Raw genomic sequence first — 12,927 nt, 5'->3', positions numbered from 1 at the left:
AATCAGGGAGAGAAGATGTTGTTACCGTTACCGGCGCTCATGCAGGCGCAGTTGGCTAATGTGGCAGAGCGACTTAATTTGCCATCCTCAGCGTTCACGCCAGAACAGGCGGGCGCGCTGACCTTTAGTGACTTTATCCTCGATAACCTGCAGCAGCATCCCGAATGGTGGCAGCATCTGCAACAGCAAGCGCCTGCGCCAGATGAGTGGCAGCACTATGCCCGCTGGCTGAATGACGTGCTGCACTCAGTTGAAAATGAAACCTCCCTGATGCGTGAACTGCGTTTGTTCCGTCGTCATATGCTGGTGCGCATCGCCTGGATGCAGGCGCTGCAACATGCCACTACCGAACAAAGTTTGCAGCAACTCAGCACGCTGGCGGAAATCCTCATCGCTGCCGCGCGCGACTGGGTTTGGCAGGATTGCAGCCGCGACTTTGGTACGCCATGCAATGAAGCGGGTGAAGCCCAGCCGATGCTGATTCTCGGCATGGGTAAACTCGGCGGCTGTGAACTCAACTTCTCTTCTGATATCGATCTGATTTTTGCCTGGCCGGAAAACGGCGTAACCCAAGGTGGACGGCGCGAGCTCGACAATGCGCAATTCTTCACGCGCATGGGGCAGCGGCTGATCAAAGTGCTCGATCAACCAACGGTGGATGGATTTGTCTATCGCGTGGACATGCGCCTGCGTCCGTTTGGTGATAGCGGTCCGCTGGTGCTGAGTTTCGCGGCACTGGAAGATTATTATCAGGAGCAGGGCCGCGACTGGGAACGCTATGCGATGGTCAAAGCCCGGCTGATGGGCGACGATCACGGCCACTGGAGTCAGGAATTGCAGCAAATGCTGCGGCCGTTCGTCTATCGCCGCTATATCGATTTCAGCGTGATTCAATCGCTGCGTAACATGAAGGGCATGATCGCGCGCGAGGTGCGTCGACGCGGCTTGAAAGACAACATCAAGCTCGGCGCCGGCGGCATTCGTGAAACAGAATTCATTGTGCAGGTGTTCCAGCTGATTCGCGGTGGACGTGAGCGCTCACTACAATTGCGCTCCTTGCTCCCTACGCTCAAAGCGATTGGTGAGCTGGCTTTGTTAAGTCAGAAACAGGTCGATCATCTACGTGAAGCCTATTTGTTCCTGCGTCGGCTGGAAAACCTGCTGCAAAGCATTAATGACGAGCAAACGCAAACGCTGCCAGAGAACGAGCTCGACCGCCAGCGCTTAGCCTGGGCGATGGGCGCGGCAGACTGGACCGCGCTGATGGCGCAGCTTGAGCTGCAAATGGCCGGTGTGCGCGCCATCTTTGACGAGCTGATTGGCGACGATGCACCGGATGTCGACGATCAGCCGCAGTTGGCTGAGTTTGCCGGGCTGTGGCAGGACGCGCTGGAAGAGAGCGATCTCATCCCGGTGGTACCGCAATTGGACGATGCGCAGCGTCACGCGCTTTACAACGCGTTGAACAATTTCCGCCAGGATGTGAGTCGCCGTACTATTGGTCCGCGCGGTCGTCTGGCGCTCGACCAGTTGATGCCGCGTCTGCTCAGTGAAGTCTGCCCGCGCGAAGATGCCGATGTGCTGCTGAATCGTCTGACGCCGTTGTTGCTGGGCGTGCTGACGCGCAGCACTTATCTGGAATTACTCACCGAATATCATGGCGCGCTGCGTCATTTGATTCGTCTGTGTGCCGCGTCACCAATGGTTGCCAGCCAGTTGGCGCGCTATCCGCTGCTGCTGGATGAGTTACTCGATCCCGCAACGCTGTATCAACCTACCGCAACCGACGCTTATCGCGACGAACTGCGCCAATATCTGCTGCGTATTCCCACCGATGACGAAGAGCAGCAGTTGGAAGCATTGCGCCAGTTTAAACAGGCGCAGCATCTGCGCATCGCCGCTGCCGATATTGCTGAAACGCTACCCGTAATGAAAGTGAGCGATCACTTAACCTGGCTGGCAGAAGCGATTATTGAATCCGTGGTGCAGCAAGCCTGGCAGATGATGGTGCAGCGATATGGTCGTCCATCGCATTTGACTAGCGACAGTGAGCGCGGTTTTGCGGTTGTCGGTTATGGCAAGCTGGGTGGTTGGGAGCTGGGTTACAGCTCTGACCTTGATTTGGTGTTCCTGCATGATTGTCCGGATGATGCGGAAACCGATGGCGAGCGCGTCATTGATGGTCGCCAGTTCTATCTGCGCCTGGCGCAGCGTGTAATGCATCTGTTTAGCACGCGCACGTCGTCCGGCATTTTGTATGAAGTGGATGCGCGTCTGCGTCCTTCTGGCGCGGCGGGTATGCTGGTCAGTACTTTTTCCGCTTTCAACGAATACCAGCGCAGCGAAGCATGGACCTGGGAACATCAGGCGCTGGTGCGCGCGCGCATCGTGTTTGGCGAACCTGCGCTCTGTGAACGCTTTGATGAAATCCGCCGTAACGTTCTTTGCCTGCCGCGAGACGTTGAGACGTTGCAAAAAGAAGTGCGTGAAATGCGCGAAAAAATGCGGGCGCATCTCAGCAACAAACAGAAAGGTCGCTGGGAAATTAAGACCGATGAGGGCGGTATCACCGACATTGAATTCATCGCGCAATACCTTGTCTTAAGCTACGCGGCCGATCAGCCAGCGTTGACGCGTTGGTCGGATAATGTCCGCATTTTCGAATTGATGGCGCGTCATGGCATTATGCCGGATGAAGAGGCGCAGGCTTTGACGCATGCGTACGTCACGCTGCGTGATGCACTGCACCATCTGGCATTGCAGGAATTACCGGGCCATGTGGCGCCTGAAGCCTTTGTCGCTGAACGCGCGGTGGTCAACAACAGTTGGCAGCGTTGGTTAAGCGGTACCCAATCTGACAGCGCGGAACAGTGAGCCTGATGGCTTATGTGGTAATATCCCGCGCATTATTTTGACCGTGTTGGAGTCTCTGAATGAAAGTAACACTGCCCACTTTTGGCAAGGCCACTGTGCTGGTCGTCGGCGATGTGATGTTAGATCGCTATTGGTATGGCCCAACCAGCCGTATTTCCCCGGAAGCGCCGGTGCCGGTGGTGAAAGTGGATACCATTGAAGAGCGTCCAGGCGGCGCGGCAAACGTCGCCATGAACATTGCTGCGCTCGGTGCAGCATCACGGCTGATTGGCTTGACCGGCGCCGATGATGCCGCGCGCGTGTTGAGCGAAACCCTGCAAAAGGTCAACGTCGACTGTGATTTTGTGGCGGTACAAAGCCATCCAACCATCACCAAATTGCGCGTGCTTTCGCGCAATCAGCAGCTGATTCGCCTCGATTTCGAAGAGGGTTTTGAGGAGATTGATCCGCAGCCGATTCACGATCGTATGCGTCAATCGCTGACGCAAGCGGGTGCGCTGGTGCTGTCTGACTACGCCAAAGGCGCGCTGAACAGCGTGCAGACCATGATTCAATTAGCGCGTGAAGCTAAAGTGCCGGTACTGATTGATCCTAAAGGCACTGATTTTGAACGTTATCGCGGTGCAACGCTGCTGACGCCGAATTTGTCTGAATTCGAAGCGGTTGTGGGTAAATGCAAAAGCGTGGAAGAGATTGTCAGTCGTGGCATGCAGTTAATCGCTGATTATGAGCTTTCCGCGCTGCTGGTAACCCGTTCTGAAAACGGTATGACGCTGCTGCAGCCGGGCAAAGCGCCGCTGCATCTGCCTACGCAGGCGCAGGAAGTGTATGACGTGACCGGTGCGGGCGATACGGTGATTGGCGTGCTAGCCGCAGTGCTGGCGGCTGGCGACAGCCTGGAAGAAGCCTGTTTCCTGGCGAATGCTGCGGCTGGCGTCGTCGTCGGGAAGCTCGGTACTTCCACTGTCAGCACTGTTGAGCTGGAAAATGCCATTCACGCCCGTCCGGAAACGGGATTTGGTGTGATGACCGAAGCGGAGCTGAAAGCCGCTGTTGCGCTGGCGCGTCAGCGTGGTGAGAAAGTGGTAATGACCAACGGCGTGTTCGACATCCTGCACGCTGGCCATGTTTCTTATCTGGCGAACGCGCGCAAGCTGGGCGATCGCCTGATTGTGGCCGTTAACAGTGATGCCTCGACGAAGCGTCTGAAAGGCGAAACGCGTCCGGTCAATCCGCAAGAAAACCGTATGATTGTGCTGGGTGCGCTGGAAGCGGTGGATTGGGTGGTGCTGTTTGAAGAGGATACGCCACAACGTCTGATTGCGGGAGTGCTGCCAGATCTGCTGGTAAAAGGCGGCGACTACAAGCCGGAAGATATCGCGGGTAGCAAAGAAGTGTGGGCAAACGGTGGTGACGTGCGCGTATTAAACTTCGAAGATGGCATCTCAACCAGCAACATCATCAAAACGATTCGCAGTCATTAAGTGTGAATGGGCGGGAGGAAAACTCCCGCCCATTAGCTTACTGCGGAGTATCAATTTTCCCAGCGGGATCTGGCGTGATGATCGCCGGCGCGGGTGCCGCTGGACTTTCACTTTCTAACTTCGCCAGGCGCTGTTCCAGCGCAGCTAATTTCTCGCGCGTGCGCAGCAGTACCTGCGTCTGCACATCAAACTCTTCACGATTAACCAGGTCCATGCGCGTCAACTGCGCCTGCAATACCTGACGGATTTTCTTTTCGACATCATCGCCAAAATCGCGAATCCCTTTCGGCATCGCTTCATGTACCTGGCGAGCCAGTTGTTCAATTTTTTTCGTGTCGATCATGATTATTTCCTGGTTACGGTGGCCGATAGCTGCGCGTGTTCGGACTCAATAGCTATTAAGTGTAATGCCTGAAACGAAAAGGTTAAACCTGAAATCCGCAACGCAGGAAATGCAAAAGCATTTGCACTTTTGTCGATTGCCCGACCAGATGATTGGCGTTATAGTTTGTTCGCTTATTCTCAGGGCGGGGCGAAATTCCCCACCGGCGGTAAATCAGCTCTTGCTGAAAGCCCGCGAGCGCTCTCACAGTAATGTGAGAGGTCAGCAGATCCGGTGTAATTCCGGAGCCGACGGTTAGAGTCCGGATGGGAGAGGGTAACGACATCAGCCGGGCTTTGCCCGCGTCACGTTTTTGCCATGTGTTTTGTACGCACTCCTAAGCACGCCCTGGTTCTGGTAACTCATATTTTATAAGGTTTTTTTACCATGAATCAGACGCTTCTTTCTGAATTTGGCACGCCTGAACAGCGTGTAGAGCGCGCCATTGATGCGCTGCGCAACGGCCGCGGTGTAATGGTGCTCGACGATGAAAATCGTGAAAACGAAGGTGACATGATCTTCCCGGCAGAAACCATGACCGTTGAACAGATGGCATTAACCATCCGTCACGGCAGCGGTATCGTGTGCCTCTGCATCACTGAAGAGCGCCGTCAGCAGCTTGAGCTGCCAATGATGGTGGAAACTAACACCAGCGCTTACGGCACCGGTTTCACGGTGACAATTGAAGCTGCAAGCGGTGTGACCACCGGCGTTTCTGCTGCCGATCGCATCACCACCATTCGCGCTGCGGTGGCTGATGGCGCGAAGCCTTCAGACCTTAACCGTCCGGGCCATGTTTTCCCGCTGCGTGCGCGTGAAGGCGGTGTTCTGTCGCGTGGTGGACACACTGAAGCGACTATCGATCTGGTGACGCTGGCAGGATTCAAACCTGCAGGCGTATTGTGCGAATTGACCAATGATGATGGCAGCATGGCGCACGCGCCAGAAGCAATCGTGTTTGCTAAGCAACATGATATGCCGGTCGTCACCATTGAAGATTTGGTGGCGTATCGCCGTCAGCGGGAAACCCGTCACGCCAGTTAACTGAATTAATACAGAAGAAAGAGGCCGGATAGATATCTATCTGGCCTCTTTTTTTTGTTTTAACGATTGGCATAAAACACGTGATTGCCAATTACTACTGTACGCTGAAAGGTATGACGCCAGGCCGGTTTAGCATGATGTGCATGGAAAAAGGTCGCGCCTTTCGTTACGTCCTGTAATTCCCCTTCAACAATCTTCTGTGCCAGCTTTCTGGCGCGTTGCCAGCTTTTATCTTCATGTGGTGGATAACGATAAGGATGCTTTTTGAGAGACGTCCAGGAGAACTGCTTAGGTGCATACACCACAGGACAGATCTCTTTGACATCCCAATTGGCCCGGTTCATGGTCACCGTACCAACGGCTATTTGTCCTTTAATCGGTTCGCCACGCGCTTCATGGTAGATATTCATCGCCAGGCACAATATTGCTCCCTGAATTAACATAAATTCCAACTCATCTTTCTAAAACCGAGGGGAGTTTAAGAAGTAGATTGATTGGATGTAACAAGACTGGTCTCGCTCGGTCTTAGGTGCGGGCTATATCATTGATACCTAAGAGGCGCGCGTGCAATATTAAGACCTAACCTGTGGCGAATTTATCCGCCCTGTATCATTCAAATTCTCTGACAGAGACCATCATACTTATCAGCGTTAATCCCCCAGCGAAAGCGCGTATCGTAGCGGTTAACAAAGCGACACTTCGTCAAAGGATTAATCATGAGCACTACACGCATGCCTGCGCTGTTCCTTGGTCACGGCAGCCCGATGAACGTACTGGAAGATAATCGTTATACCCAAACCTGGCAGCAATTGGGCGCAACGTTGCCGCGTCCACGTGCGATTCTCGCGGTTTCGGCGCACTGGTACACACGCGGCACGGCGGTGACGGCGATGAATAATCCGCGCACTATCCATGATTTTGGTGGTTTCCCACAGGCGCTATTTGATGTGCGCTATCCCGCGCCAGGATCGCCAGAACTGGCTCAGCAAGTGATGAATTTACTGGCTCCGATCGCCGTTCATGCCGATCAGGAGTGGGGTTTTGATCATGGTTCCTGGGGGGTGCTGGCAAAAATGTATCCCGATGCCGACATCCCAGTGGTGCAACTGAGTATCGACGGCACTAAACCTGCTGAATGGCACTACGCATTGGGGCAAAAGCTGGCGTCATTACGAGATGAGGATGTGATGATCGTGGCCAGCGGTAACGTGGTGCACAATCTGCGTATGCTGCGCTGGCAGGGCGCAGAAACCGCGTATCCGTGGGCGGAGAGCTTTAATCAGTTTGTACGTGAGAATCTGGATTTCCACGGTGAGGCAGCAGATCACCCATTGGTGAACTTTATGCAGCATCCGGATGCACAGCTTTCGAACCCAACGCCTGAACACTATCTACCGCTGCTCTATATTCTTGGCGCGCGTGCCGCTGATGAAGCGATCAGCATTCCTGTGGAAGGGATGGAGATGGGCGCGATCAGCATGATGTCAGTGCAGATTGGCTAATGCGCAAGGCCGCCCGAAGGGTGCGGGCGGCACAGCCTTTACTCAACAAAGGTATGCGGATAGAAGCGCGACAGATCCTGCGTGATCAAGGCACGATCTTCGCGTAAGCCGATGCCCGCAGGTTGATCGTCAATCAGCCAACTGCCGATCAAGGTATAGCTATCACCGAATTTCGGTAGCTGATAGAACTGCTGGATAATCATGCCTTCTTCGCCATACGGACCATCAGCGCGGGCGATCTCCTGACCGTTTTCAATGATACGAATATTGGCCCCTTCGCGTGAAAACAGCGGTTTCACCACGTACTTATCCATCTGCGGCGCGTTCTTATCATCGGCAAAGTAAGCGGGCAGCAAATTGGGATGATTAGGGAACATTTCCCACAGCAGCGGTAACAACGCTTTATTGGAAATGATGCTTTTCCAGGCCGGCTCCAGCCAACGCACGCCCGCATCCGCCAGCTTGGTAGAAAACACTTCACGCAGCATGAATTCCCACGGATAGAGCTTAAACAGATTGCTGATGACCTGATCGTTTACGTCGGTAAACTGGCCTCTTTCACCCAATCCAATCTCGTCAATATAGAGAAACTCGCTCGGCAAGCCGGCTTCAGTGGCGCAGTCCTGCAGATATTGCACCGTGGCGCGATCTTCCTCAGTATCACGGCAGCAGGAGAAGTGTAGCCAGTTGAAACCGAACTGCTGATGCAGCGTGGCGAAGCGCTCAATCAGCTTCTCTTGCAGGCTGTTGAACTGGTCGCTGCCCTGCGGCAGATTGCCCGCTTTGACCTGGTCTTCCAGCCAAATCCACTGAAAGAAGGCGGCTTCATAGAGTGAGGTTGGTGTATCAGCGTTGTTTTCCAGCAGCTTAGCGTCACCTTTGCCATCCCATGCCAGATCGAGGCGCGAATAGAGCGAAGGCTGGCGCAACTTCCAGGAATCACGCACAAAGTCCCAGGTGTGCTTAGGAATACAGAAACGGGTGAGCAGCTCGTCACTGTTCACCACTTTTTCCACCGCCTGCAAACACATCTGGTGCAGTTCGGCGGTGGTATCCTCAAGCTGTTCAACCTGCGCTAGCGTGAATTGGTAGTACGCATCTTCACACCAGTAAGGTTCGCCATACATGGTGTGAAACTGAAAACCATACTCCGCGGCTTTTTCACGCCAGTCTGGACGTTCGGGGATTGCAATACGTTGCATGCTGCGGCTTAGCCTCCCAGCGAGCGGCTGCCGGTGCCAGAAGCACTGCTGCGCTGCATGGTGTTTTGTTTTGCCACGCTGTCACCAAAGCCGCCACGCGTAATGGTGGAAGTGGTCGCGGGTTTCGGCGCCATTGCTGTTTTCGGCACGTTGATGGTGCGGCCCGATGTGGCATTACCGTAGTTTTTACCCGCAGCATCAACAAATTTACCGTTTGCCGGGCTGTTCGGATTTTTTGGCGAGAACAGGGGCTGCTGGGCAAACCCTGCGCCGCCGCTCATCATACGTCCCATCATGTAACCGGCCATCAACGGCATCCAGAAGCTACCGCTTTGCTGAGCTTCAGCATTGTTTGCGGTGGTGCCCACACCCGCTTGTGCAGGCGTTTGCTGGCATTGGTTTTCACCAAACTCAGCCACACAATCTTCGCGTGTAGCGTATTTTGGCGCGGTACGTTCGGCTTCTTTCTGTGCGTTGTTATACGCAGTGGTACATTGCGCGCTCTGGCCTGGATTGGCTTTGGCGCAATCATCCGCGTTTTGATAGAGCGACACCGTTTCGTCACTCTGCTCGCAGCCTGCCAGCATAAACACTGCGCTAACGGCAAAGGCGACTGGCGTTAAGTGGCGTGCCTGCCAGCTTTTACGAAAAGCGGCATGGCGAATATTTTTCGTCCGTTTCATTATTTTCATCCTGTGCCCAAAGGTGGGGTAAGGATAGGGGATGAGCGGTGGAAAATGAAGCGCGAAGCCAGATGGGGAAAGGATCTTTACGTAGCTATACGATTGAATGCGAAAGGGGCCGCATACGGCCCCCTGGGGAATTAATTACCGAATGGATTTCCGCTGCTGCGTGCGGCAGCTGGACGGGCTTGTGCGGCAGTTGAAGGCGATGAAGCTTTCGGACCGTTATCCACACGCGCGGCCTGCTGGTTATTCTCCGGCGCCACCACTTCAGGTGTTGTGGTGATCTCTTTGCCCAGCGTGCTGTTCAGCTGCTGCAGATCCTGCTCGTTCAGCGTACCCAGCGCATATTTGATATTCAGCTGGTTGATCAGATAGCTATAACGCGCATCAGAAAGCTGCTGTTTAGCATTGAACAGCGTGGTGGTCGCATCCAGCACATCAACGATGGTACGCGTACCGACCTGATACCCGGCTTCCATCGCATCCAGTGAGCTTTGTGCAGAGACAACGGCCTGCTTATAAGCATCAATGCTGCTGATAGAGGCATTCACGTTATTGAATGATGAACGTACCGTCTGAACCGCGCTACGATGCGCGCCTTCCAGCTGTTCGCTGGCCGCGACATAGTTGTACTGCGCTTGTTTCACCTGCGAGGTGACCGAGCCGCCGCTATAAAGTGGCATGGTGAAGCTCAGGCCAACCTGGTTAGAACCGGTGATGGAATCGGTGCTGCCAGCGCTCTGATTGGCGCGACTGCCGCCATATTTGCTATTCGACATACCGGTTGAGGCGGTCAAATCCAGCGTCGGCATGTGGCCGGTTTCGGCTGAACGAATCTGCTCACGCGCCAGATCCTGGCTCAGTCGCGCAGAGAGCAAGGTCAGGTTGCGGCTTTCCGCTTCTTTCAGCAGGCTGGCCACAGCATCTGGACGCGCGGTTTTGAAACGATCGATATTCAATGAAGCCAGCGACAGATAATCCATGCCGGTAATCTGACGCAGCGATTCCACCGCATTATCGAGGTTGTTACGTGCAGTCACTTCGTTAGCCAGCACGGTGTCATACTGTGCACGGGCGTTTTGCACGTCAGTAATCGCGACCAAACCCACGTTAAAGCGCTGCGTGGTTTGATCCAGTTCGCGGTAGATAGATTGTTTCTGTGCTTCGGTGTAAGAAAGCGTGTCGATTGCCTTTAACACGTTAAAATAGGCAGTCGCCGTGTTAAGAATCAGGTCTTGCTGAGCAACCTGATAGGTAACATCCTGAATACCGGCCTGTTTTTCCTGCAGCGACAGCGCACGCCATTTCGACATATCGAAAATAGTTTGAGTTAATTGCAGAGAGGCGCTGGTCGTGTTGGAATGAAGTCCGCTGCTGTCACGGTAGCCATTGTCATATTTGTAATCTGCGCCCAAGCCTAACTGCGGCAATAATGGACTACGCGCTTCATTGATTTTCTCAAATGCAGCGTCGCGGTTAGCGGCAGAAGATCGCAGATCGGGGTTGCTAAGGCGCGCCTGCTGATAGACCTGCAACAGGTTTTCTGCCTGGCTGGCAAGGCTGAATCCGCCCAGAGTCAGCCCAATAAAAAGTGGGAGCAGTTTTTTCATTTGCATTCCTTTTGTTGCAGCAAAATGCACTGGTAGTGCTGCAGGTAAGCCAAAAAAATAATCGCCGATTCTACAGAGGCGGCGTCAGAGATAAGTTGGCTGAACGTGCCTTCTTCCCCTAATTTACGTAAATAATTCAAAAAGAACCACTCGGACGGAGCGGTAGACTTGGCTTTTCTTTGCTCCATCCCAATCTGCATAAGGAATCAGACGATGGCGAGTGAAAAAAAATCCCCTGTGACTTTCACAAAAAACGATGTAGAAATTATTGCACGCGAAACGCGTTACGATGGTTTTTTTTCCATCGTCAGCTACCGTTTCCGCCACCGTCGTTTTAATGGCGAAATGAGTGGTGAAGTGGTGCGCGAAGTTTTTGAGCGCGGACACGCCGCCGTGCTGCTACCCTATGATCCCTTGCGTGATGAAGTGGTACTGATCGAACAGATCCGCATTCCCGCTTTTGATTCCAGCCCAACGCCCTGGCTGCTGGAAATGGTGGCTGGCATCATCGAACCTGGCGAAACACCAGAAGATGTCGCACGACGTGAGGCGGTAGAAGAGGCCGGCCTTAAGGTTGGCCGCGTCAAACCGATAGTGAATTACTTAGCCAGCCCCGGCGGAACGTCTGAACGTTTATCGGTGCTGGTGGGCGAAGTGGATGCCAGCCTGGCAGAGGGAAATCACGGGCTGGAGGAAGAGAATGAGGATATTCTTGTCCATGTGGTGAGCCGCGAACAAGCTTATCGCTGGGTGGAAGAGGGGATTATTGATAACGCGGCATCTGTCATCGCCTTGCAATGGCTGGCGTTGCACCATGAAAAACTACGACAAGAGTGGAAGCTAAAATGAAACAGCGCTATACCCCTGACTTTCCCGAAATGATGCGCCTGTGCGAAACCAATTTCGCCCAGCTGCGTCGCCTGCTGCCGCGTAATGACGAGGCAGGCGCATCGGTGATTTATCAGGTGAATGGCGCCAGCTATCAGCTCACCATCGAAGAATCGACGCGTTACACCACGCTGGTGGAAGTGCGTCAGGTGGCGCCCGCAGTGAGTTACTGGAGCCTGCCTTCTATGTCGGTGCGGCTCTACCATGATGCGATGGTCGCTGAAGTGTGTTCCACTAAACAGATCTACCGATTTAAAGCGCGCTATGATTATCCTAATAAAAAACTGCATCAGCGCGATGAAAAACATCAGATTAACCAGTTCCTTGCGGATTGGTTACGTTACTGCTTAGCGCACGGCGCTGTGGCAGTACCGGTTTGCTGATAGCGTAAAAAACGCAACGATGGCGTGGAGATTAAGGAAACGCTTTGGATAGCCTGCTAACTCTTCCTGCGCAAGATGGGTCTGATATCAGGATTTTACAAATCACGGATACCCATCTTTTCGCCGGAAAACATCAATCGCTGCTTGGGGTAAATACCTGGTCGAGTTTTGATGCGGTACTGGATGCTATTGAAGTACAACAGCGCCAGTATGATCTGATTATCGCCACTGGCGATCTCGCTCAGGATCACACCGTCGAAGCTTACCAACACTTTGTAGCAGGCATTAATCGTCTGCCAAAACCTTGCGTCTGGTTGCCGGGAAATCACGATTTTCAGCCGGCAATGGTGGATACGCTAGCTGAAGCGGGCATCAAATCTGACAAGCACGTTCTTTTGGGCGATCACTGGCAACTGGTGCTGCTGGATAGCCAGGTATTTGGTGTGCCACACGGCATGTTGAGCGAATACCAGCTGGAGTGGCTGCACACCGCACTGAGCAAGTACCCAGAACGCCACACTCTGGTATTGCTGCATCATCACCCGCTGGCTTCCGGATGTACCTGGTTAGATCAGCACAGCTTGCGCAATCCGCATCAGCTGGAAGCGGTACTGCAGCACTTCCCACGCGCACGCAATCTGGTGTGCGGCCATATTCATCAGGAGCTCGATCTCGACTGGCATGGTCGCCGTGTGATGGCTTCACCATCAACCTGCGTCCAGTTCAAACCGCATTGCACTAACTTCACTATTGATACGCTGGCGCCGGGCTGGCGTTGGCTTACCTTGCAGCCCGACGGCTCGCTGCAGACCGAAGTGAACCGCCTGCAAAGTGACATGTTCCGCCCCGATCTTGATTCCGAGGGCTACTAA

The 12,927-nt window shown here is 53.9% G+C and carries 13 protein-coding genes and 1 riboswitch; of the genes, 7 read left to right on the top strand and 6 right to left on the bottom strand.

The genetic code is table 11. From position 1 onward, the window contains the following. The first annotated feature begins 15 nt into the window (after positions 1 to 15). Entirely contained in the window at positions 16 to 2,874 is a 2,859-nt protein-coding gene (gene glnE, locus P6287_RS16610; RefSeq protein ID WP_277974125.1) for a bifunctional [glutamate--ammonia ligase]-adenylyl-L-tyrosine phosphorylase/[glutamate--ammonia-ligase] adenylyltransferase, read from the top strand. A gap of 59 nt (positions 2,875 to 2,933) precedes the next feature. After that, positions 2,934 to 4,358 (top strand): bifunctional D-glycero-beta-D-manno-heptose-7-phosphate kinase/D-glycero-beta-D-manno-heptose 1-phosphate adenylyltransferase HldE, encoded by a 1,425-nt coding sequence (gene hldE / locus P6287_RS16605; protein ID WP_110867313.1) that lies wholly within the window; start codon positions 2,934 to 2,936, stop codon positions 4,356 to 4,358. 37 nt (positions 4,359 to 4,395) lie between these two features. Here hldE and P6287_RS16600 read toward each other — a convergent pair whose 3' ends face one another. After that, positions 4,396 to 4,701: an accessory factor UbiK family protein gene (locus tag P6287_RS16600; RefSeq protein ID WP_008103418.1), complete on the bottom strand. Its 306-nt coding sequence runs from the start codon at positions 4,699 to 4,701 to the stop codon at positions 4,396 to 4,398. 171 nt (positions 4,702 to 4,872) lie between these two features. After that, positions 4,873 to 5,022: riboswitch (FMN riboswitch) on the top strand. A 105-nt stretch (positions 5,023 to 5,127) separates the two neighbouring features. Here P6287_RS16600 and ribB point away from each other — a divergent pair. Next, positions 5,128 to 5,784 (top strand): 3,4-dihydroxy-2-butanone-4-phosphate synthase, encoded by a 657-nt coding sequence (gene ribB, locus P6287_RS16595; protein ID WP_008103416.1) that lies wholly within the window; start codon positions 5,128 to 5,130, stop codon positions 5,782 to 5,784. A gap of 59 nt (positions 5,785 to 5,843) precedes the next feature. Here ribB and P6287_RS16590 read toward each other — a convergent pair whose 3' ends face one another. Then, positions 5,844 to 6,227, bottom strand: a complete 384-nt coding sequence (locus P6287_RS16590) for a cell wall hydrolase (protein WP_110867311.1) — start codon at positions 6,225 to 6,227, stop codon at positions 5,844 to 5,846. A gap of 273 nt (positions 6,228 to 6,500) precedes the next feature. Between P6287_RS16590 and ygiD the strand changes: the two genes are divergently transcribed. Next, positions 6,501 to 7,286 carry a 4,5-DOPA dioxygenase extradiol gene (gene ygiD / locus P6287_RS16585; RefSeq protein WP_210081100.1) on the top strand — a complete coding sequence of 262 codons (786 nt, stop codon included), beginning with the start codon at positions 6,501 to 6,503 and terminating at the stop codon, positions 7,284 to 7,286. A gap of 38 nt (positions 7,287 to 7,324) precedes the next feature. Here ygiD and P6287_RS16580 read toward each other — a convergent pair whose 3' ends face one another. The 4 genes from P6287_RS16580 to P6287_RS16565 form a co-directional block, all read right to left on the bottom strand. After that, positions 7,325 to 8,488, bottom strand: a complete 1,164-nt coding sequence (locus tag P6287_RS16580) for a glutathionylspermidine synthase family protein (protein WP_277974124.1) — start codon at positions 8,486 to 8,488, stop codon at positions 7,325 to 7,327. A gap of 8 nt (positions 8,489 to 8,496) precedes the next feature. Then, a complete protein-coding gene (locus P6287_RS16575; RefSeq protein ID WP_061720467.1) occupies positions 8,497 to 9,171 on the bottom strand; it encodes a DUF1190 family protein in 675 nt (224 codons plus the stop codon). Between the two features lie 140 nt (positions 9,172 to 9,311). Continuing rightward, positions 9,312 to 10,784 (bottom strand): outer membrane channel protein TolC, encoded by a 1,473-nt coding sequence (gene tolC / locus P6287_RS16570; RefSeq protein WP_277974123.1) that lies wholly within the window; start codon positions 10,782 to 10,784, stop codon positions 9,312 to 9,314. Then, a complete protein-coding gene (locus P6287_RS16565; RefSeq protein ID WP_225614418.1) occupies positions 10,781 to 10,972 on the bottom strand; it encodes a hypothetical protein in 192 nt (63 codons plus the stop codon). Before P6287_RS16565 ends, tolC begins: the two co-directional genes overlap by 4 nt. Positions 10,973 to 10,997: 25 nt before the next feature. Between P6287_RS16565 and nudF the strand changes: the two genes are divergently transcribed. The 3 genes from nudF to cpdA are packed head-to-tail and all read left to right on the top strand — an operon-like array spanning position 10,998 to position 12,927. Then, the gene (gene nudF, locus P6287_RS16560) at positions 10,998 to 11,633 is read left to right on the top strand and encodes an ADP-ribose diphosphatase (protein WP_101762996.1); all 636 of its coding nucleotides are present in this window, start codon (positions 10,998 to 11,000) and stop codon (positions 11,631 to 11,633) included. Further along, the gene (locus P6287_RS16555; protein ID WP_008103400.1) at positions 11,630 to 12,055 is read left to right on the top strand and encodes a DUF1249 family protein; all 426 of its coding nucleotides are present in this window, start codon (positions 11,630 to 11,632) and stop codon (positions 12,053 to 12,055) included. Before nudF ends, P6287_RS16555 begins: the two co-directional genes overlap by 4 nt. Before the next feature lie 44 nt (positions 12,056 to 12,099). Next, a complete protein-coding gene (gene cpdA / locus P6287_RS16550) occupies positions 12,100 to 12,927 on the top strand; it encodes a 3',5'-cyclic-AMP phosphodiesterase (RefSeq protein WP_277974122.1) in 828 nt (275 codons plus the stop codon).

Source organism: Pantoea sp. X85 (assembly GCF_029623675.1).
Lineage (GTDB): Bacteria > Pseudomonadota > Gammaproteobacteria > Enterobacterales > Enterobacteriaceae > Pantoea > Pantoea leporis.
The sequence above is the reverse complement of the archived record's forward strand: the minus strand, read 5'-3'. Positions and strand labels throughout refer to the sequence as shown.

Bases quoted from the DNA above. Each gene is read 5' to 3' on its own strand.
- glnE (WP_277974125.1), top strand. From the start codon at position 16: ATGTTGTTACCGTTACCGGCGCTCATGCAGGCGCAGTTGGCTAATGTG.
- hldE (WP_110867313.1), top strand. From the start codon at position 2,934: ATGAAAGTAACACTGCCCACTTTTGGCAAGGCCACTGTGCTGGTCGTC.
- P6287_RS16600 (WP_008103418.1), bottom strand. From the start codon at position 4,701: ATGATCGACACGAAAAAAATTGAACAACTGGCTCGCCAGGTACATGAA.
- ribB (WP_008103416.1), top strand. From the start codon at position 5,128: ATGAATCAGACGCTTCTTTCTGAATTTGGCACGCCTGAACAGCGTGTA.
- P6287_RS16590 (WP_110867311.1), bottom strand. From the start codon at position 6,227: ATGTTAATTCAGGGAGCAATATTGTGCCTGGCGATGAATATCTACCAT.
- ygiD (WP_210081100.1), top strand. From the start codon at position 6,501: ATGAGCACTACACGCATGCCTGCGCTGTTCCTTGGTCACGGCAGCCCG.
- P6287_RS16580 (WP_277974124.1), bottom strand. From the start codon at position 8,488: ATGCAACGTATTGCAATCCCCGAACGTCCAGACTGGCGTGAAAAAGCC.
- P6287_RS16575 (WP_061720467.1), bottom strand. From the start codon at position 9,171: ATGAAACGGACGAAAAATATTCGCCATGCCGCTTTTCGTAAAAGCTGG.
- tolC (WP_277974123.1), bottom strand. From the start codon at position 10,784: ATGAAAAAACTGCTCCCACTTTTTATTGGGCTGACTCTGGGCGGATTC.
- P6287_RS16565 (WP_225614418.1), bottom strand. From the start codon at position 10,972: ATGGAGCAAAGAAAAGCCAAGTCTACCGCTCCGTCCGAGTGGTTCTTT.
- nudF (WP_101762996.1), top strand. From the start codon at position 10,998: ATGGCGAGTGAAAAAAAATCCCCTGTGACTTTCACAAAAAACGATGTA.
- P6287_RS16555 (WP_008103400.1), top strand. From the start codon at position 11,630: ATGAAACAGCGCTATACCCCTGACTTTCCCGAAATGATGCGCCTGTGC.